We start from the raw sequence: 18,119 nt of genomic DNA, 5'->3' as shown, positions 1-18,119 counted from the left end.
GGTGACGCCGATGGGCGCGGATGCCAAGACTGCCATGAAGGTCGAAATGACCGATGCCGCGGCGAAGCGGATCGCCAGGATTGTTTCCGGCGAACCGGGCAAGACGGCGCTGCGCGTTTCCGTCGAAGGCGGCGGCTGCTCCGGCTTTTCCTACAAATTCGATCTCGTCGCAGGTGCGAACGATGACGATGTCGCCATCGAGAAGGACGGCGCAACCATTCTGATCGACGACCTGTCGCTGGTCTATATGGGCGGCTCGGTGATCGACTTCGTCGACGATCTGATGGGCCAGTCCTTCCAGATCAGGAACCCGAACGCGGTCGCCTCCTGCGGCTGCGGCACGAGTTTCTCCATATAGTCCGATGCCTGCCATCGGCGCGGTCCGTCAGGTCGCGCTCTCGGCTGGCCGCGATCTCGATGCGACGCTTGCTTTCTGGCGCGACGTGCTTGGTCTGAACGTGCACGCTCGCTACGATCCGCCCGGCATCGCGTTCATACTGGCCGGTGATGTGCGCCTCCTCTTCACCGACGGCGTTCCGGCCGGCACCGTCTATTTCGACATCGCCGGCCTCGAAGCGTTCCACGCCGAGGCGAAAGCCGCGGGCATTCCCTTCACCGCGCCGCCGACGCTCGTCCACCGCGACACCGAGGGGCGGTTCGGCCCGGCGGGGGAAAGCGAATGGATGGCCTTTCTAAAGGACCCCGCAGGCAATACGATCGGCCTCGTCGAACGCCTGCCGCCCGAAGAGCATTGAGGTCCTCATGAAGATCGTCACCTGGAACATCAACGGCGTTCGCGCCCGCATCGGCAATCTCACCCACTGGCTGACCGAAAGCGCGCCGGACATCGTGTGCCTGCAGGAGATCAAGACTGTCGACGACCAGTTCCCGCGCGCCGAGATCGAGGCGCTGGGCTACAATGTCGAGACCAACGGCCAGAAGAGTTTTAACGGCGTCGCTCTTCTGTCGAAGCTTCCCTTCGACGAGGTCAATCGCGGCCTGCCGGGCGATGATGCGGATGACCATGCCCGCTTTATCGAAGGCGTTTTTTCCACCGACCAGGGCGCCTTGCGCGTCGCTTCGCTCTATCTGCCGAATGGCAATCCGGTCGACGATGAACGGAAGTTTTCCTACAAGCTCGCCTGGATGGAGCGGCTGGAGCGCTGGGCGCAAGAGCGACTGCGGCTCGAGGAAGCGCTGGTGCTGGCTGGCGACTACAACGTCATTCCCGAACCCGCCGATGCCCGGTTTCCCGAAAACTGGCTGGGTGACGCGCTGTTCCAGCCGCAGACGAGGCAGGCCTTTCGCCGGCTGAAGAATCTCGGCTTCACCGAAGCTGTGCGCGCCGTGACCGACTCGGCCGGCGTCTACACCTTCTGGGATTATCAGGCCGGCGCCTGGCAGAAGAACAACGGCATTCGCATCGACCACCTGCTGCTGTCACCGGAAGCCGCCAACCGTTTCTCGTCGGCCTCGGTGGAAAAGCACGTCCGCGCCTGGGAAAAGCCGTCCGACCACGTGCCGGTCGCTGTCGACCTCAGCCTGCAGCCCGCCTGAGACGTTGCCAGGCTCCCGGACCCAGTATCGCCACAAATCCCGTCTTTGATGCGGCTTGCTGTGGGGGTTGAATGGCGATCCGATTTCTTTTCTGGCCAGCCGGCCTTGCCTTGGCGCTTGCCGCGCCGGCGCCGTTGCTGGCGGCGCCAACCTGTCTTGCCAACGGCAAATCCTTCAACGTCGGCGAGACGGCGTGCCTGATGCTGGCCGGCGAGAGTTATCTCGCCCGCTGCGACATGGTTCTCAACAACACGTCCTGGACCAGGATCAAGGACGAATGTCCGGGCGAAGCGCCAAAGCCGCACCCGACATCGCTCTCGACCCCGACGCCCGGCCAGGCGCCGACGGAGCCGACCGAGAACTGAGGCTTTGTTGATTTCCCCACCATCCAGGTTACGCTATGCACATATGTTCTGTGACTGGCGCGACTGATCGACCTGAGGCTTGATTGCCAGGTGGTTCCCCCAATCCGTCGCTGCTTCGCAGCGCCACCTTTCCCCCCTCCGGAGGGAAAGGAAGGGAGCCTTGCTGGACGAGCGTTGACGGCAAAAAACTTGGCGCCTTTCCTCTACCCCGTCGATCGGGGGAGAGGTGGCTCGGCGAAGCCGAGACGGAGTGGGGGTCGACCAGCGCTGCAATAGAGCAATTCTAGGAAAAGTGTGAGCGGTTTTCCGCCCGGAATTGCGTAAAAACAAAGAGATAGTGCGTTTCGCCGTTTCCGTGAAACGGTGAACCGCACTAGACAATGCATGCGCCAAGCTGCCACGCACGCTATCGCCAAACCTGCGCTTACTGGTCGCCGTTGTTGCCTTTGGTCAAGATATCGTCGGCGAGCGAGATCGCGGTCCGGCGATCGGCCTCGCCGGCCGCGGCGAAAGCCTCTTCCTGCATGTTGCGGATCCAGGGCTGGTCGGCCGCCGGAGCCCGCGCCAGCGCCGCGGTCATCATCGCCAGGCCGCGCACGACCTTGCCGCTCTGGAACAGTAGATTGCCGAGCGTCGCCTGCGCGCCGGCATGGCCCTTCTCGGCCGCCAGTTGCAGCCAGCGGCCTGCCTGCTTGACGCTGGCCTTCACGCCACCCTCGCCCTTGAGGAACATCTGGCCGATTTCGAACTGGGCGTTCGGATTGCGATAGTTGGCGGCGGCGCGCATGTAATATTCCTGCGCCGCGACGTCGTTTTCCTCGACCGGGGTGCCGGGAATGCCCTTGCGAAGATAGTCGCCGAGCGCCACCAGCGCGTCCGACACATAGCTTTCTTCCGGCGAGCCTGGCTCGACATCCTGATCGACGATTTCCGAGAAGAACTTGAAGGCGGCGTAATCGTCGCGCGTCACGCCGTCGCCTTCGGCATACATGCGCGCGAGCTTCCAGGTGGCGCCGATCTGGCCGTTCTCGGCGGCGTATTTATAGGCCTCGACAGCCTGATCCTTATGGCCGCTCTTATAGGCGGAGAAGCCGAACTGGAACACCGCCCAGGGGCTCGACTGCGGCTTCACGCCGGTCTTGTCGTCGAACACCTTGTCGTCGAAGGCCATGGCCTGCCCAACGGCGCCCAAGGTCGCCAGAGCGACCAGTGCCGAAAAGACAGACGACCTCAACACCTCAGATGTCCGCATAGCAGTGCGTTTCTTTGGCGGCGCCCGGATGGGTCACCGCGCCGTCGCGGGCCGACCCTACGGCCTGCGCATATTTCCAGATCGCGCCGGACTGATAATCGGTCTCGCGCGCCTTCCAACTCTTTGCCCGGTCCGCCAGTTCGGCGTCCGACAGGGCCACTTCGATCGTGCCTTTCACGGCGTCGATCGAGATCACGTCGCCATCCTGGATCAGCCCGATCGGCCCGCCGACCGCCGCCTCGGGCCCTACATGGCCGATGCAGAAGCCGCGCGTGGCGCCGGAGAAGCGCCCGTCGGTGATCAGCGCCACCTTGCCGCCCATGCCCTGGCCGTAGAGCGCAGCCGTCGTCGACAGCATCTCGCGCATGCCCGGACCGCCGCGCGGCCCCTCGTAGCGAATGACGAGAACCTCGCCTTCGCGGTAGTTGCGCTGCGTGACCGCCTCGAAGCATTCCTCTTCCGAATCGAAGCAGCGCGCCGGACCGGAGAATTTCAGTTCCGACATGCCCGCGACCTTCACGATCGCGCCTTCGGGGGCAAGGTTGCCCTTCAAGCCCACAACGCCGCCTGTCTTGGTGATTGGCCGATTGGCGGGACGCACAACATCCTGGCTTTCATTCCAGGAAACGTGCTCCATATTTTCGGCCAAAGTGCGGCCAGTGACCGTCATGCAGTCGCCATGCAGATAGCCGTGGTCGAGCAGCGTCTTCATCAGGAGCGGAATGCCGCCGGCCTCGAACATATCCTTGGCGACATATTTGCCGCCCGGCTTGAGGTCGGCGATATAGGGCGTCTTCTCGAAGATCGCCGCCACGTCGAACAGGTCGAACTTGATGCCGGCCTCATGCGCGATCGCCGGCAGGTGCAGCGCCGCATTGGTCGAGCCGCCGGTGGCCGAAACCACGGTCGCCGCGTTCTCCAGCGCCTTGCGCGTGACGATGTCGCGCGGCCGGATGTTCCTGGCGATCAGCTCCATGACCTTTTCGCCGGAGGCGAAATTGAAGCGGTCGCGCATCTCGTATGGCGCCGGCGCGCCGCAGGAATAGGGCAGTGCCAGGCCAATGGCTTCAGCAACGGTCGCCATGGTGTTGGCGGTGAACTGGGCGCCGCAGGAACCGGCGGAAGGACAGGCCGCCTGCTCGATCTCGAGCAATTCGGCGTCGCTGATCGTACCGACCGAGTGCTGGCCGACCGCCTCGAACACGTCCTGCACGGTGATCTGCCGGCCGCGATAGCTGCCGGGCAGGATCGAGCCGCCATAGATGAAGATCGACGGCACGTTGAGGCGCACCATCGCCATCATCATGCCGGGCAGCGACTTGTCGCAGCCGGCGAGCCCGACCAGCGCGTCGTAGCAATGGCCGCGCATGGTGAGCTCGACCGAATCGGCGATGACCTCGCGCGACACCAGCGACGATTTCATGCCCTGGTGACCCATGGCGATGCCGTCGGTGACGGTGATGGTGCAGAACTCGCGCGGCGTGCCGTTGGCGGCCGCAACGCCCTTCTTGACCACCTGCGCCTGGCGCATCAGCGAGATGTTGCAGGGAGCCGCCTCGTTCCAGCAGCTGGCGACGCCGACCAGCGGCTGCGCGATCTCGGCCGCCGACAGCCCCATGGCATAGAGATAGGAACGATGGGGCGCGCGCGCCGGACCTTCGGTCACGTAGCGGCTGGGCAGCTTGGCCTTGGAGATTGCCTTGGCGTCCATCATCGTCCTTGCCGCACACCCGCGGCCGGTCCCATCGCCGCGCCAACCTGGCACGCATCCCGGGACATATCTCGGGTGCTCCGGGTTTATGGCGGGAAATGGGCAGTTCCCTCGGCAAGTCTTTTAGCGCGGGGGTTGTTCATAAACTGTTGCCAAAACGTCACAATCGTATCGGGCGCCGGTTGTGACGCGGATTTGCAACAGCGGGTCGGGAGACAGCGTTGAAATCGCTATCGCAAAACGAAGAAGGCCGGGCATTGCCCGGCCTTTTCAGTGGATTTTCAGGAACTTAGAACTTGATCTTGATCCCACCGTTAATAGCGGTGATCAGATCGTTTCCGAAGTCATAGCTGGCATCTTCACCGGCGACGTAGCCATTCTCACCCGCCAAAGTTCCGGAGTGGCCGCTGGTCATGACACCAATAACGCCGGCCAGGCGGATTTCGATGTTCGGGCTTGGAGTATAGGCAACACCGCCACCCAGGGTCCAGGTGTCGGTCTGCGCGCCATAGCCATGTGACGTGCCACGATCCCAAGCGAGCTGTCCCGCGGCGCTCCACTGATCGTTGAACTTGTGGCCAATACCGCCGGACACAGTCCAACCGTCGCGATACATCAGATCGAGCGACGTGACCGCGCCCGCGGAACCCGTAAAGCACGACGATGATGGAACAAAAAGAGTCGGGCAAATCGGAACACTTTGCAGCACACTCCAGTTCACCCACTTGATCGAGCCGAAGGCAAGCCATCCGGGCGCGATGCCTGACTGAAGCTTCAACTCCACGGAGTCGGGCATGTACTGCGTCGAGCCATAAATCGGCTGAGATCCACGGGGCGTGGTCAGCGTGCCCGAGATGTTGTCAAGCTTGACCTGCGAATTGTAGACTAAGCTGGCACGAAGTGCGATGTCGGGGATTTCATAGGCAACGCCTGCGCGCCATCCCCAGCCGCTGGCCTCAAGGTCGACGCGGCCAATCGGCGACGGCCCAACTGGGTTGAAACCCACCAAGCTTTCCTTGAAGCCTGAGATATCCTGGTAGAACACGCCACCAATAAAACGGAGCTGACCCTTCCCCGCATCGAACTTGTAGGAGCAGGTACCGGCGTAGTTGTTGCTCTTGATATCCGTTTCGACGTTCGAAAACGCGCCGTTCCAAGACGCGCCAGGGGCGGTGTGGGCGCCCCACGGCTGTGAATAGTCGACCATGCAGTCGACCCCTTGAACAACTTGGGCTTTGACGCCGATGCGCGGTACCCAATAGGGCTCGGCCCCATCCGCCGTGGAACTGAGAACATTGAAAGTACCATTCAGGCCAGTGGCATTCTTATATTTGCGATCCGGCATCACATAGGTGGCTTCCGCCTCCGTCGCGACTGGCGCCGGATCGAACAGAAGATCAATGTCGTAGCCGCCGCGCTCCAGGCCGCCGGCATGCGCCGGGACGACCGCGGAGCCAATCATGGCCAGCGAAAAGCAGCCTGCCCCCAGCAGCGCTTTGACTCGCAAGATGTTCATGGAAATCCCTCCCCGAAATACAAGTGACTCAAGCTAGAACCAATTCGGGTTAATGACGCAACAACGATTTCAAGAGTTGTACGTGTACATCTTGACAGCACCTATTTTTGCCATGGTCATCGACGCCGCAATCGGCGCCTAAATCACGCGAGCCGGCGTAAAACGATCGAAAAAACCCGGGGAAACCACCCCAAAACAGGGCAAAAACAGCCGATTTTGGGGTTGGCGGCCCCCATTGTTACATTATGGCAACAATGGGGCGCAAACTTTCCGTTTACGTCAAAATTAACGTAGCGGCAGCCGCATTTTCGAGGCAGCTAACGCACCGGAAAGCGCCTTTGGAGTGAGGGCGAATCTTGCCGCTCAACCAGCGTCGCGGACCCTAGTCAAAGCCACCGAAAGCTTCTCCTGTGCCTCGCGATATTCGGCGAGCTTGTCGCGCTCGGCCTCGACCACTTCCTCCGGCGCGTTGGCGACAAATTTTTCGTTCGAGAGCTTCTTGTGCAGGCGCGCGATCTCTTCGGTGACCTTGGCCAGTTCCTTCTGCAGCCGCGCGGCCTCGGCCTGGAGATCGATCAGGCTGCCGAGTGGCAGGCTTACTGTCGCTTCGTTGAGCACGATCTGCGCCGAACCTTTCGGCGGAGCATCGGCGAGCGCGATATCGCCGACGCGCGCCAGCCGCTTGATCGCCTGGGCGTGGCGCTCCAGCCGCTCTTGCGTCAGCGTGTTGGCGCCGATCACCGTCAGCGGCGCGATCGCCGCCGGCGGCACGTTCATTTCCGAACGCACCGAGCGGATGCCCGAGACAAGGTCGACCAGCCAGTTGATGTCGGCGGCGGCCTCCTCGTCCTCGAAGTCGGGCGACGGCCATGCGGCATGGCAAAGCAGCGACGAGCGCTCCTTGCCCTCGCCGACGGTCTGCGCCCAAAGCTCCTCGGTCATGAACGGCATCATCGGATGCAGGAGCTTGTAGATTTCGTCCAGCACGAAGGCGACGCAGGCCCGGCTCTCGGCCTTGGCGGCCTCGTCCGTGCCCATGAACACCGGCTTCAACAGTTCCAGGTACCAGTCGCAGAACAGGTTCCAGACGAAGCGGTAGGCGGCGCCCGCCGCTTCGTTGAAACGATAGCTGGTGATGCCTTCGGTGACCGCGCGCGCCGCGCGCGTCAGCTCGGTCAGGATCCAGCGATTGACCGGCAGCTTGGCATCGTTCAGCCAGAACTCGTCGTTGCGCGCGACCTCGTTCATCTCGGCGAAGCGCGTCGCGTTCCACAGCTTGGTGCCGAAATTGCGGTAGCCGGCGATGCGCGCCGGATCGAGCTTCACGTCGCGGCCTTGCGCCGCCATGACGGTCAGCGTGAAGCGCAGCGCATCGGCGCCGTATTCGTCGATCAGCTCGAGCGGGTCGATGACGTTGCCTTTCGACTTCGACATCTTCTGCCCGTTCTTGTCGCGCACCAGCGCGTGCACATAGACGGTGTGGAACGGCTCCTCGTCCATGAAGTGCAGGCCCATCATCATCATGCGGGCGACCCAGAAGAAGATGATGTCGAAGCCGGTCACCAGCACGTCGGTCTGGTAATAGGTTTTGAGCTCCGGCGTCTGGTCGGGCCAGCCAAGCGTCGAGAACGGCCACAGCGCCGACGAGAACCAGGTGTCGAGCACGTCCTCGTCGCGGGTCAGGATCTCGCCCGGCTGGAAGTTCTCGAGCTTATCCTCGACCCAGGCTTTCCACGGCCCTTCCAGCGCCAGGTAATATTCAATGGCGGCAGCGAGCGCCTCTTCCTCGGTCTTCTCGACGAAGACATGCCCGTCCGGTCCGTACCAGGCCGGGATCTGGTGACCCCACCAGAGCTGGCGCGAGATGCACCAGGGCTGGATGTTCTCCATCCAGTCGAAATAGGTCTTTTCCCAGTTCTTCGGCACGAAGTTGGTACGGCCCTCGCGCACCGAGGCGATCGCCGGCTTGGCGAGCTCGGCGGCGTTCACGTACCACTGGTCGGTCAGGAACGGCTCGATCGGCACGCCGCCGCGGTCGCCATGCGGCACGGCATGCCTGTGCGGCTCGACCTTGTCGAGGAAGCCGCCGGCCTCCATCAGCTCGACGATCTTCTTGCGGGCCGTGAAACGGTCGAGCCCATCCAGCTCGTCCCACACCGCCTGGCGCTCCGGCGTGACATCGAGACCGGCAAGGAAGTCCTCATTGTCCTTCAGCTTGATGGCCGCTTCGACCGTCAGGATGTTGATCGCCGGCAGCTTGTGGCGCTTGCCGACCTCGAAGTCGTTGAAGTCATGCGCCGGCGTGATCTTGACCGCGCCGGAGCCTTTTTCCGGATCGGAATACTCGTCGGCGACGATCGGCATCCTGCGGCCGACGATCGGCAGCACGACGTTGCGGCCGACCAGACCGGAGAAGCGCTCGTCATCCGGATGCACGGCCACGGCCGTGTCGCCGAGCATCGTCTCGGGACGCGTCGTGGCGACCGTGATGAAGGTCTTCGGGTTCTCGGGGTCGAACGTCTCGCCGTCGATCGGATAGCGGAAGTGCCAGAGATTGCCGTTCACCTCGTGCTGCTCGACCTCAAGGTCGGAAATGGCGGTGAGCAGCTTCGGGTCCCAGTTCACCAGGCGCTTGTCCTTGTAGATAAGGCCTTCCTTGTAGAGGGTGACGAAGACCTCCAGCACGGCCTTGGACAGGCCTTCGTCCATGGTGAAGCGTTCGCGCGACCAGTCGGCCGAGGCGCCGAGCCGCTTCAGCTGGTTGAAAATCGCGCCGCCGGATTCGGACTTCCACTCCCAGACTTTCTCGATGAACTCTTCGCGCGTCAGATCGCGGCGGTGGATCTGCTTTTCCATGAGCTGGCGCTCGACCACCATCTGCGTGGCGATGCCGGCGTGATCCATGCCGGGCTGCCAGAGCACGTTCTTGCCGCGCATGCGCTCGAAGCGCACGAGAATGTCCTGCAGCGTGTTGTTGAGCGCATGACCCATATGCAGCGAGCCGGTGACGTTCGGCGGCGGGATGACGATGGTGAAGGCTTCGGCCCCTTCCTCCGCGCCGGCGCCCGCCCGGAAGGCGTCTGCCTCTTCCCAGACTTTGGCGATCTTCGGCTCGACGGCTTTGGCGTCGTAGGTCTTATCAAGCATGGAGGAGGTCCGAACTGTCGGGAACAAGCGTCCGGTGTAAATCGGAAGGTCTTGGCCGAGTCAACCGCGAGCGCTGCGATCGCTTCCACAGATAGGCCCGCCGCGAGCAGCGACAATGCCGGCCGGGCGAGCAGCAGCGCCTCCGTGGAGCAATTCCAGAAAAAGTGCGTAGCGGTTTTCCGTCCGGAATTGCGCCGAAACAAACATTTTGAGCAGTTCGGCGATTCCGACAAACGCTGAACCGCTCAAAGCAGCCTTAGACAAAAGCGCCGCCCCAGGACGGCGCTTGCCAACCTGCCTGTCGCGGCGGCTTACTGCGCCCCGCGCGCTACGCGCTCGATCTCCTCGCGCACCAGCCTTTCGACCAGCGTCGGCAGGTTGTTGTCGAGCCAATCCTGAAGCATCGGCCGCAGCATCTCCTCGGCCATCTCGTCGAAGCTTTTCTTGCCGCGGCTGGCAAAAGCATCGGAAAGCTCGCCAAAGGCCGCGGCGACCTGCCGGCCCGTATGCTCGGAAAGGATCGCGGGCCGAGCCGGCTGCACCTCCGGTTCGGAGGCCCGGGACGCGCCTGCAGGCACGGAAGCTTCAAACGTCGGCTCTTCCTTCTCGATCTCGGCCTTCGGCGCGGCCTCCGGAGCCCGGATGGCCGGTCTCGCGGTGACCGTGCTGCCGCCGACCGCCGCGATTTCGCGCCGCCAGTCGGCGACAATAGTCTCGGCCGTCTGCGGCGCATTTGCCGCGGCCGGCTTGCTCGCGGCCGCTTGCGCACTCGGCGCAGCGCTCTCGAGCTCAACTGTCGGCGCAGTCTTCACCGGCTCGGGGCGGGCGGCACGCGGCAGCACTGGATCGGTCGCCGCAAGCTGCGCCTGGACCTCCGCCAGCGTCGGCGGCTTGCGGACATCGGCATGCAATTCGGAACGAAAGGCATCAACCTCGACAGCGGGCGCGCCAGCCGCGGCCGGCTCCAGATCCTGGCGCAGTTCGCCGGCCTCGGCCGGTTGCTTGCGCCCGGTGTCGCTGTCTTCGATGATCCTTCGGATGGAAGCCAGTATCTCTTCCATGGAAGGTTCGCGCTGCGCGCTGCTTGCCGTCGCCATCGTCACATCCGCCGCCCTAGTGACCTGCCCAAGAACTTGACCTGCTCAAGAACTTGACCCGTTCAAGAATTCCGTCCTGCCCGGGCCGGAATTCGAATCAATGGAGACAGCGTAACCGACCGATCGTCATCCGAGAATCCCCAATCTGGAGACACGTTCGATTTCAACAGATTAGGCGACGCGCAGCCTGACGAGCCTCCCGGAAAGACAAACGCCGCGCGTCCATCGGACACGCGGCGTTTGCAGGAAGCATGCTGTCGGCAATCAGCGCCCGTCGGGCGTGCGCAGTCCGATCCACTTGTCCTTGACGGCGTTGTAATGCTCTTCCGGCCTGTATTTGGTGACCGCCAGGCCTAGCCGATCCACCGACAACCGGCCCATCGCCTGGAGAATGGCATAGCTCGCCACCACCACGTCGCGCTCGGAACTGGCCTGGTTGATCTTGGCGGTGATGACCGCGTTCTGCGCGTTCAACACATCCAGCGTCGTGCGCTGGCCGACATTGCGCTCTTCGATGACGCCGTTGAGCGCGAGCTGCGCGGCATCGATCACCTGCCTGTTGGCAGCTACCGTTTCGCGCGCCGCGGTGTATTGCGTCCATGCCGTGACCAGAGCCTGGCGCACCTGATCGCGGGTGACGTCGATCTGGATGCGTGCCTCCGAAAGCGATTCCTTGTTCTGCCGCACAACCGCCGAGGTCCGGCCGCCCGAATAGATCGGAATGGTCAGCGTGGCGCCGATATTGGCCGAGGTCGAGGTGCCGTTGGTGCCCCTGATGTCGGGAACGGAGTGGCTGTAATTGTCCGAAACGCCGGCCGAGGCCGTCACTTGCGGCAGCAGCGCGCCTTCCGCCGACTTCACCGAAAAGGCCGCGGCATCGACGAGATGCTGTGTGGCAAGAATGGCGGGATGCTCGGCGGAAGCGATGGCCAAGGCCGAATCGACACTACCCGGCAGCAGCTTGCCCAGCGGCGAGGCTGGCCTGAGCTTGCCCGGTTCGTCGCCGACGATCTGGTGATAGGTGGCGGCGCTCGCCAGCGCCGTCGCGCGGGCAGCGCTCAGCTGCGCCACGGCCGTCGCGCGCGAGGCATCGGCCTGGGCCACGTCGGTGCGGGTGCCCTCGCCGACCTCGAAGCGCGAGCGGGCGGCGCGCGCCTGCTCGCTCAGGAACTGCAGGTTCTGCTCGGTCAGCACCGCGACCTGGCGGTCGCGAATCACGTCCATATAAGCGCTGGCCGCGTTGAACAGGATGTTCTCTTCGGTGTTGCGCAGGCTTTCGACCGAGGCCTTCACCTGCGATTCGGCGGCAGCGACATTGTTCCTGGTCTGAAACCCATCGAACAGCGTCTGGTTGATCTGTATGCCGAAATTGCCCGTGGTGATGTTCTGGGTGGAGCCCTGTGCGTGGGTGCTGGTGTAGTCGATGCTGCTCGAACCGGTGACGGTCGGGCGCCAGCCCGACTTGGCGATGGCCACGCCCTCGTCGGTGACGCGAACGCCGGCGCGGGCCGCGTTGAGCTGCGAATTGTACTGGTAGGCTTTGGCGAGCGCGCCCGTAATGGTTTCGGCGGAGGCGGCCAGCGGCGAAAGCGCGGTGGCCGAAACAAGGATAGCTACTAAAATACTCTTGCGTAGAGGCGGCACGTTATATCCCTCATTCGTTTTGCATGGGAACCACGCCACGCCAACCTACCCTTACGGATCGGCTAGCGCCGCGTTGTTTATCGTTCCCCCGCTGACGGCCTCCCGGAAACGCCCGGTCAACAAATCAGCAACGATTGTCAGGCGCAAGCGATCATGACAGCGCCTTCGCTGCAAGGCAAAAACGCTCAGAATTCAAATGCGTGAGCACGTTCGAAGCCCGGTAGTGGCTTAATTGCCGCATTAAAGGCACGCGTTCCGGTTACAACCCCCCCTGCCTTGAAAAACAGCCGGGCCACGCCAGAGTTGCCCCGCCCTTCGACTGCAACCAGGCGTCCATCTTCCGCGAGCTGGTCGAGCAATGCCTGCGGCACTTCCTCGACGCTGCCGCCGATGAAGATGACGTTGTAGGGCCCTTTGGCAACCTGCCCTTGCGGCAGCGGCCCGGTGACCACCGTGACGTTTTGGCAGCCAAGGCTGGAAAGTGTTGATTTCGCGGTCTCCGCCAGCGCGGCATCGCTCTCCAGCGCGACGACGGAACGCGCGAGCCTGGACAGCAGCGCGGCGGAATAACCGGTGCCGCAACCGACATCGAGCACCGAATCGCTCGCGTCGATCTCGGCCAGCTGCAAAAGCTTGGCGAGCGGCGACGGCTCCATCAGGTAGCGTGCGCCGCTGCCATTGGCGCCATCGGAAATGCGGATGTCTTCGTCGATATAGGCCAGATCCTGCTGTCCGGCGCCGACGAAGGCCTCGCGCGGAACGGTCAGCATCGCTTCGATGAGCGGCGCGCTGGTCACGTCTGTGGTGCGGATCTGGCCGTCGACCATCTTCACGCGGCGTTCGGAGAAATCAGTGTTCATGTCCCAACAATCCGCTCCCCCGCGCCAGGCGCGCGGCCAAAACTTCGACTGGAACCCCGCTCCGGCGCGATTGCGCTGGAGCCCGCAAGCATCTGGAGGCCTCGCCCGGAATCGAACCGGGGTGCAAGGATTTGCAGTCCTCTGCGTAACCACTCCGCCACGAGGCCTCGCAATGCTCCCGGCGTTCCGAGCGAACTCATTATGTTGGCGCTCAAAGGTCGTCAAGCGCTCGCGCGTCTTTCCCGGCGCTTTCGCAAGGAGCAGCCAAAGTGGTGATTACCAATCGGTTGTCACGGGTTCGGTATCGCCGCGGCGGAGCCGCCCCGTGCTCTCAGTCGGGCCGCCGCCGGCGTTCCCACCAGACGACGAAACGCCTCCGGTGGCGTCGGATCATGGCGAATTCATAGGATAGAACCAGCAGACCGAGCGGTATCATCCAGAAACCGAGAATCGGCAGAAAGCCCAGAAGCCCGCCAAGCGTAAGCAGCATGCCGATCGCGATTCGCCAGCCGCGCGAACGCGGCATGGTGAACTCGCGGCCGAAGATCGAAATCTTCCGCGCCGGGGTGTTGTCATCATCCGCTGCGGTCATTCAAGCCAGATCCCATCTGCTGTCTAAGCCATGTCAAGACGACAACCGGCCGCTTTGTTCCGTGCCGGTGTGAAGCCCTTCATATGTGGGCGCGCCGAACGATGGCACAAATAGCCGCATCAAAAACTGGAGAAAAATTGCGAAATGCTTCTTTGCAAAGCCGAAAGGTGTTTGCTATAGGCTGCGCCACTCACGTTAGAGCCTCCGTTCCCCGGTAGCTCAGTGGTAGAGCAACCGGCTGTTAACCGGTTGGTCGCTGGTTCGAATCCGGCCCGGGGAGCCAAGTTCCACTCGGAACGCCTTGTATCTCGACGTTTTCAAGGCCCAGCCTTTCCCAGCGGTCCACATTCCCGCACGCTCGAGGCTCAACCTCAAGGCAATGTCCGTCAAGCGCGTCCTCGACAGGGCCGAAAACGTCTGATCGTTATCTGTTTTCAGATGCTGGCGATTGCCGAATGAAGGTAGGCGCCCCCGCCAAGTTTTCGTTTTGCCACAACGATCGAGCAGCCGCCGATCTGTCTCACATTCGTACCATCACGACGGACGACATGATCCACGCCGACCCGACGATCTGCGTGAGCGACTGCTCGCCAAGGCGTTGCGCCACACGCTGATTGCCTTAACATGATGCACATGAAGGGGGCGTTCGATATTGTCGATCTGCTGCTGCGCGGGGGTGCGGTCGCGCTGAACCTACTCGTTGCCGTCCAGTTCCTGCGATGGCATGCGCAGCGATTCGCGATGACTGCGGGGAGCCTCTTTGCCGTCTCCATCGCCGGCTACGGTCTCGCATCGAGCGGCCCCGTGACGGATGCGCTGGGCTTGCCTTCCGAGGCCCTTGTCATCGCGGCCGTGCTCGCTTCGGCGTTCTTCTGGTGGTTCGCGCTCGCGCTGTTTCGGGACGACTTCGCGTGGCGGCATGTCTATGCCCTGCCGCCCGGTCTGCTCCTCGTATTCTACGGCATGCGGCAATGGTCAGAGGGACCGGGCCGCACCGCGGGCGAGCTGCTGCATCAGGTCGTGGTGGTGTTGTTGTTGATCCATGTTGTCAGCCTCGCGGTTCGAGAACTCGGGGACGACCTCGTCGATTCCCGGCGACGTTTCCGCGTCGTCGTCGCGCTCGTGCTGCCCGTGGTAGGATTAATCATCGCCGTGAGCGAACTCTACAGGCTTCGTCAGCCGCTGCCGGAATGGACCGTCCTCGCTCAATCGTCGATGCTGGCGACACTGTCGCTTGCCTTCGCCGTCTGGACGACCGTGATCCGCCAGAACCTTTTCGTCTCCTCCCCTTCGGCAACGCAGCCGCGCGCCGATCGGCTCGGTCCCGTCGAAAGGCTGGAACTCCAGCGCCTCCAGTCCGTGATCTCAAAGGGTTCCTGCTTTGAACCCGACCTTTCGCTAGGGTCGCTCGCGCGCCAGCTCGCCCTGCCGGAGCACCGGCTGCGCAGGCTCATCAACAAGGGGCTCGGCTACCGCAACTTCGCGGCCTTCCTCAACGACCACCGCGTCGCGGAGGCCAAGCGCAGGCTGGCCGATCCGGAGCAAGCGCGCGAGCAGGTCGCCTCCATCGCCTTCGGTCTCGGCTATGCTTCGCTTGCGCCGTTCAACCGAGCGTTTCGGGAATTGACCGGCCTCACGCCGAGCGACTACCGCGCGCAGGCGCTGGCGCGGCACGTCGATTCCGGAAACTCCTGATCGAATCCGGAAATCGCTGTGCGTCCGGTGATCGCGCGCAGCCCGATCCGCGCTCTTTGACCAACCATCCTTCCGGTATTCCACCGAAGGGAGCATCCGATGTCCGACACATGCCTGCTGATTTCGCTCATGAGCTACGCAAGCCTCGTCTACCCCTATATTCTGCAGGGTGACCTTATCCGCTATGTCGCCGGGGCGGGCGGCACATTCCTGATCGTCAACACGCTGCTCGCCGGCTGGCTTGCCCGTCGAAGGATTCGCGTCGAGCGACCGGACTGGCGCCAAATGGCGCGCGAGATCCTCGCGTCGCTACGGACTGTAGTCATCTTCTCGCTCGTCGGCCTTGCCATCGCCCTGTCGGAACGGCTGGGCTGGCTGGCGATCTACGGCGATCCGCTCGATCGCGGGCTGCCATATCTCGTGTTCAACCTCCTCGTGCTTATCGTCGCCCACGACGCCTGGTTCTACTGGTCTCACAAGATCATGCACCGGCCGGGGCTGTTTCGATGGTTCCACCGGCTCCACCACCGTTCGCACAATCCGTCGCCCTGGACATCCTATGCCTTCGACGCGAGCGAAGCGCTGGTCAACGCGATCTACCTGCCGCTGGCGCTGCTCCTGATGCCGACAAGCCTGCTCGCCGCGTTCCTTTTCACCGCCCACATGATGCTGCGTAATGCTGTCGGTCATTGCGGATACGAGATATTTCCTGCGCGCCCGAACGGACGGCCGTTGTTCGACTGGTTGACCACGGTGACCCATCACGATCTGCATCATGCCAGGCCGCGCTACAATTTCGGACTCTATTTCACCTGGTGGGACAGGTTGATGGGCACTGAGGATCCGACTTACCTCACTGCCTTCGCCCAGGCCGCGGGCAAAGCCGACAAACGCCGACCACAGGTTACACCGCAGCTACCGGCGCCTGCGGCGAAGGGTTAGCGGGAGCATTTCATGGGCATTTATAGTGAGCTGATCTTGCCTCGCCTAGTCCACGGGTCGATGCGCAATCCCGAACTTCTCCCCTACCGCCTGCGCGTATTGGCGCCTGCGGTAGGCCGCGTGCTGGAGGTCGGCATAGGTTCCGGCCTCAACCTGCCGCATTACCCCGAGGGCGTGACCGAGGTCATCGGAATCGATCCTTCGACCCGCCTCGCAGCGATGGCGCGGCGCGCCGCAAGCAGCGCCGCATTCCCGGTCACCGTCACGGAGCATTCCGCCGAGGCAATTCCATTGGCAACCGCCTCGGTCGATACGGTCGTGACCACGTGGACCTTGTGCTCGATCCCGCGCGTCGGCCGGGCTCTCTGCGAGATGCGGCGAGCGCTCAAACCCGGCGGACAGCTGCTTTTCGTCGAGCATGGTCTTTCACCGGACAAATCCGTCCGCCGCTGGCAGGACAGACTCACACCGCTCTGGAAGTGCTGCGCTGGCGGCTGCCATCTCAATCGGCCGATCGGGAAGCTCATCGAAGATGCCGGGTTCAGATGCTCAGCACTCGAGACAGGCTATGCAAAAGGGCCGAGGCCGATGGTGTTCATGTATGAGGGCCGCGCATCGAACGATGGCTGATCGGCAAGCAGGGCGCAGTCCGGATATTCTGTTCACGGAAGGGTTAGGATAGGCGCCCGCCGGAAGCCCGCCGCCCCGATGAGAAGGCAGCGGGTTTTAAACGGGCGGCAGCATTCCTGCGGAATCGACCGCCTCAACCGTCAGCCGAGCGCATGGGCATTATTCCATGGCGGGATAACGGTATGATGGGCTCATAGAGGAGAGGCTTCAGCCCCCCATCTTCTTGGCCATCGCGCAGAAGTCCGCGTGCGACTTGTTAAGTGTCGTGTCGCCGCAGTCTTTCAAAACCGCTGCACGCTCATCCGGCTTCATGGACATCCAGGCAGTCTTGAAATCCGCCTCGGTTCTCAATGTTTTCATGCCAGCGTCGGTGAAGAACGGCGACATCTTGGCCGGGTCATCGAGCGCGGACGTATTACCGGCCATCGCGGCACTACCTATCATTGCGAGCGCAACTGCGCTCATGCAGAGCACCTTCATTTTCATTTGAATATCCTCCGGTTAGGTCCCAATGAAATGTGACCGTGACGTAAGAACGCGCAGTCATTCGAGACGTTCCCACACGTCGCAAACAAGCAAGGCGGTTACGCCCGAACTGCGGTGACGGCGCAGCCTCACGCTGCCCTGGGAGCGCTGGCTCTGATCATTAGCCACCGTAGTTCCGCCAATCTGAAGCCCGGCATCTCGATTGCTCACTGATTGAAGGCAACGACGTTAGGCCCAACGGAATGGGCATTCAGTCCAAATTGCTGGTCTTCACGAGGCCAAATAACCTCGCGAAGGAAAGGCACGGGCAAATGGCCGGGAAACGAGCGATTGCTGTCAAAGATTGGTCTTGCGCCATGAGTGACGAGATTGGCCGCGTGGTCTTGGCCATAAACTCGACCGAAGGTGAAACGACCTACGTTCTGATGACAACCTTCCAGGCGGCGAAAATGGCTCAGGAGCTGCGGTCGCCGAAGATGGTCCCCCGATACGACATGTAGCCAGGCCAACCGCAAGGTTCCTAACGCATGATTGTTGAATTCGCAGGTCCGGCTGGGTCAGGCAAAACGACATGTGCGCATGCGCTCTATGAGCAGTTGCGGGCTCACGGACACCCTGCAAGGAT

General features: G+C 62.7%; 17 protein-coding genes and 2 tRNA genes. 9 read left to right on the top strand and 10 right to left on the bottom strand.

Going from position 1 to position 18,119, the window contains the following annotated elements:
* The first annotated feature begins 10 nt into the window (after positions 1-10).
* The 4 genes from erpA to FJW05_RS01605 all read left to right on the top strand — a co-directional run bounded on the left by erpA (position 11) and on the right by FJW05_RS01605 (position 1,922).
* The gene (gene erpA / locus FJW05_RS01620; RefSeq protein ID WP_140627247.1) at positions 11-358 is read left to right on the top strand and encodes an iron-sulfur cluster insertion protein ErpA; all 348 of its coding nucleotides are present in this window, start codon (positions 11-13) and stop codon (positions 356-358) included.
* Between the two features lie 4 nt (positions 359-362).
* A complete protein-coding gene (locus FJW05_RS01615) occupies positions 363-755 on the top strand; it encodes a VOC family protein (RefSeq protein ID WP_140627243.1) in 393 nt (130 codons plus the stop codon).
* A 7-nt stretch (positions 756-762) separates the two neighbouring features.
* Positions 763-1,557 carry an exodeoxyribonuclease III gene (xth, locus tag FJW05_RS01610; RefSeq protein WP_140627241.1) on the top strand — a complete coding sequence of 265 codons (795 nt, stop codon included), beginning with the start codon at positions 763-765 and terminating at the stop codon, positions 1,555-1,557.
* A 71-nt stretch (positions 1,558-1,628) separates the two neighbouring features.
* The gene (locus FJW05_RS01605) at positions 1,629-1,922 is read left to right on the top strand and encodes a hypothetical protein (RefSeq protein WP_140627239.1); all 294 of its coding nucleotides are present in this window, start codon (positions 1,629-1,631) and stop codon (positions 1,920-1,922) included.
* 424 nt (positions 1,923-2,346) lie between these two features.
* On the opposite strand, the gene FJW05_RS01600 is transcribed toward FJW05_RS01605, so the two are convergent.
* The 9 genes from FJW05_RS01600 to FJW05_RS01555 form a co-directional block, all read right to left on the bottom strand.
* Positions 2,347-3,174: a tetratricopeptide repeat protein gene (locus FJW05_RS01600; protein ID WP_095765008.1), complete on the bottom strand. Its 828-nt coding sequence runs from the start codon at positions 3,172-3,174 to the stop codon at positions 2,347-2,349.
* Complete coding sequence (gene ilvD / locus FJW05_RS01595) at positions 3,161-4,885, bottom strand: dihydroxy-acid dehydratase (RefSeq protein ID WP_140628166.1); 1,725 nt, start codon at positions 4,883-4,885, stop codon at positions 3,161-3,163. The genes FJW05_RS01600 and ilvD overlap by 14 nt, the downstream gene beginning before the upstream one ends.
* A gap of 289 nt (positions 4,886-5,174) precedes the next feature.
* Positions 5,175-6,401: an OmpP1/FadL family transporter gene (locus FJW05_RS01590; protein ID WP_140627237.1), complete on the bottom strand. Its 1,227-nt coding sequence runs from the start codon at positions 6,399-6,401 to the stop codon at positions 5,175-5,177.
* Positions 6,402-6,764: 363 nt separating this feature from the next.
* On the bottom strand, positions 6,765-9,548 hold the full coding sequence (locus FJW05_RS01585; RefSeq protein ID WP_140627235.1) for a valine--tRNA ligase: 2,784 nt from the start codon (positions 9,546-9,548) through the stop codon (positions 6,765-6,767).
* Between the two features lie 311 nt (positions 9,549-9,859).
* On the bottom strand, positions 9,860-10,645 hold the full coding sequence (locus FJW05_RS01575) for a PopZ family protein (protein WP_140627231.1): 786 nt from the start codon (positions 10,643-10,645) through the stop codon (positions 9,860-9,862).
* A 264-nt stretch (positions 10,646-10,909) separates the two neighbouring features.
* Positions 10,910-12,289, bottom strand: coding sequence for a TolC family outer membrane protein (locus FJW05_RS01570; RefSeq protein ID WP_140543175.1), 1,380 nt, complete (start codon positions 12,287-12,289; stop codon positions 10,910-10,912).
* 185 nt (positions 12,290-12,474) lie between these two features.
* On the bottom strand, positions 12,475-13,149 hold the full coding sequence (locus tag FJW05_RS01565; protein ID WP_140627229.1) for a protein-L-isoaspartate O-methyltransferase: 675 nt from the start codon (positions 13,147-13,149) through the stop codon (positions 12,475-12,477).
* A 93-nt stretch (positions 13,150-13,242) separates the two neighbouring features.
* Positions 13,243-13,316 (bottom strand) — tRNA-Cys (locus FJW05_RS01560).
* 164 nt (positions 13,317-13,480) lie between these two features.
* Complete coding sequence (locus FJW05_RS01555) at positions 13,481-13,741, bottom strand: hypothetical protein (protein WP_140543177.1); 261 nt, start codon at positions 13,739-13,741, stop codon at positions 13,481-13,483.
* Positions 13,742-13,949: 208 nt separating this feature from the next.
* Between FJW05_RS01555 and FJW05_RS01550 the strand changes: the two genes are divergently transcribed.
* From FJW05_RS01550 to FJW05_RS01535, 4 genes are all read left to right on the top strand, one after another.
* Positions 13,950-14,024 (top strand) — tRNA-Asn (locus FJW05_RS01550).
* 341 nt (positions 14,025-14,365) lie between these two features.
* Positions 14,366-15,436: a helix-turn-helix domain-containing protein gene (locus tag FJW05_RS01545; protein ID WP_140627227.1), complete on the top strand. Its 1,071-nt coding sequence runs from the start codon at positions 14,366-14,368 to the stop codon at positions 15,434-15,436.
* 99 nt (positions 15,437-15,535) lie between these two features.
* Positions 15,536-16,378, top strand: coding sequence for a sterol desaturase family protein (locus FJW05_RS01540; RefSeq protein ID WP_140627226.1), 843 nt, complete (start codon positions 15,536-15,538; stop codon positions 16,376-16,378).
* Positions 16,379-16,390: 12 nt separating this feature from the next.
* A complete protein-coding gene (locus FJW05_RS01535; RefSeq protein ID WP_140627224.1) occupies positions 16,391-17,008 on the top strand; it encodes a class I SAM-dependent methyltransferase in 618 nt (205 codons plus the stop codon).
* 207 nt (positions 17,009-17,215) lie between these two features.
* Here FJW05_RS01535 and FJW05_RS01530 read toward each other — a convergent pair whose 3' ends face one another.
* Positions 17,216-17,494, bottom strand: coding sequence for a hypothetical protein (locus FJW05_RS01530; protein ID WP_140627222.1), 279 nt, complete (start codon positions 17,492-17,494; stop codon positions 17,216-17,218).
* Between the two features lie 242 nt (positions 17,495-17,736).
* On the opposite strand from FJW05_RS01530, the gene FJW05_RS01525 reads away from it, so the two are divergent.
* Entirely contained in the window at positions 17,737-17,994 is a 258-nt protein-coding gene (locus tag FJW05_RS01525) for a hypothetical protein (protein ID WP_181164820.1), read from the top strand.
* The last annotated feature ends 125 nt before the right edge of the window (positions 17,995-18,119 follow it).

It is taken from the genome of Mesorhizobium sp. B2-9-1 (assembly GCF_006439455.1).
Classification (GTDB): domain Bacteria; phylum Pseudomonadota; class Alphaproteobacteria; order Rhizobiales; family Rhizobiaceae; genus Mesorhizobium.
This window is presented reverse-complemented; position numbering and strand designations above follow the sequence as displayed.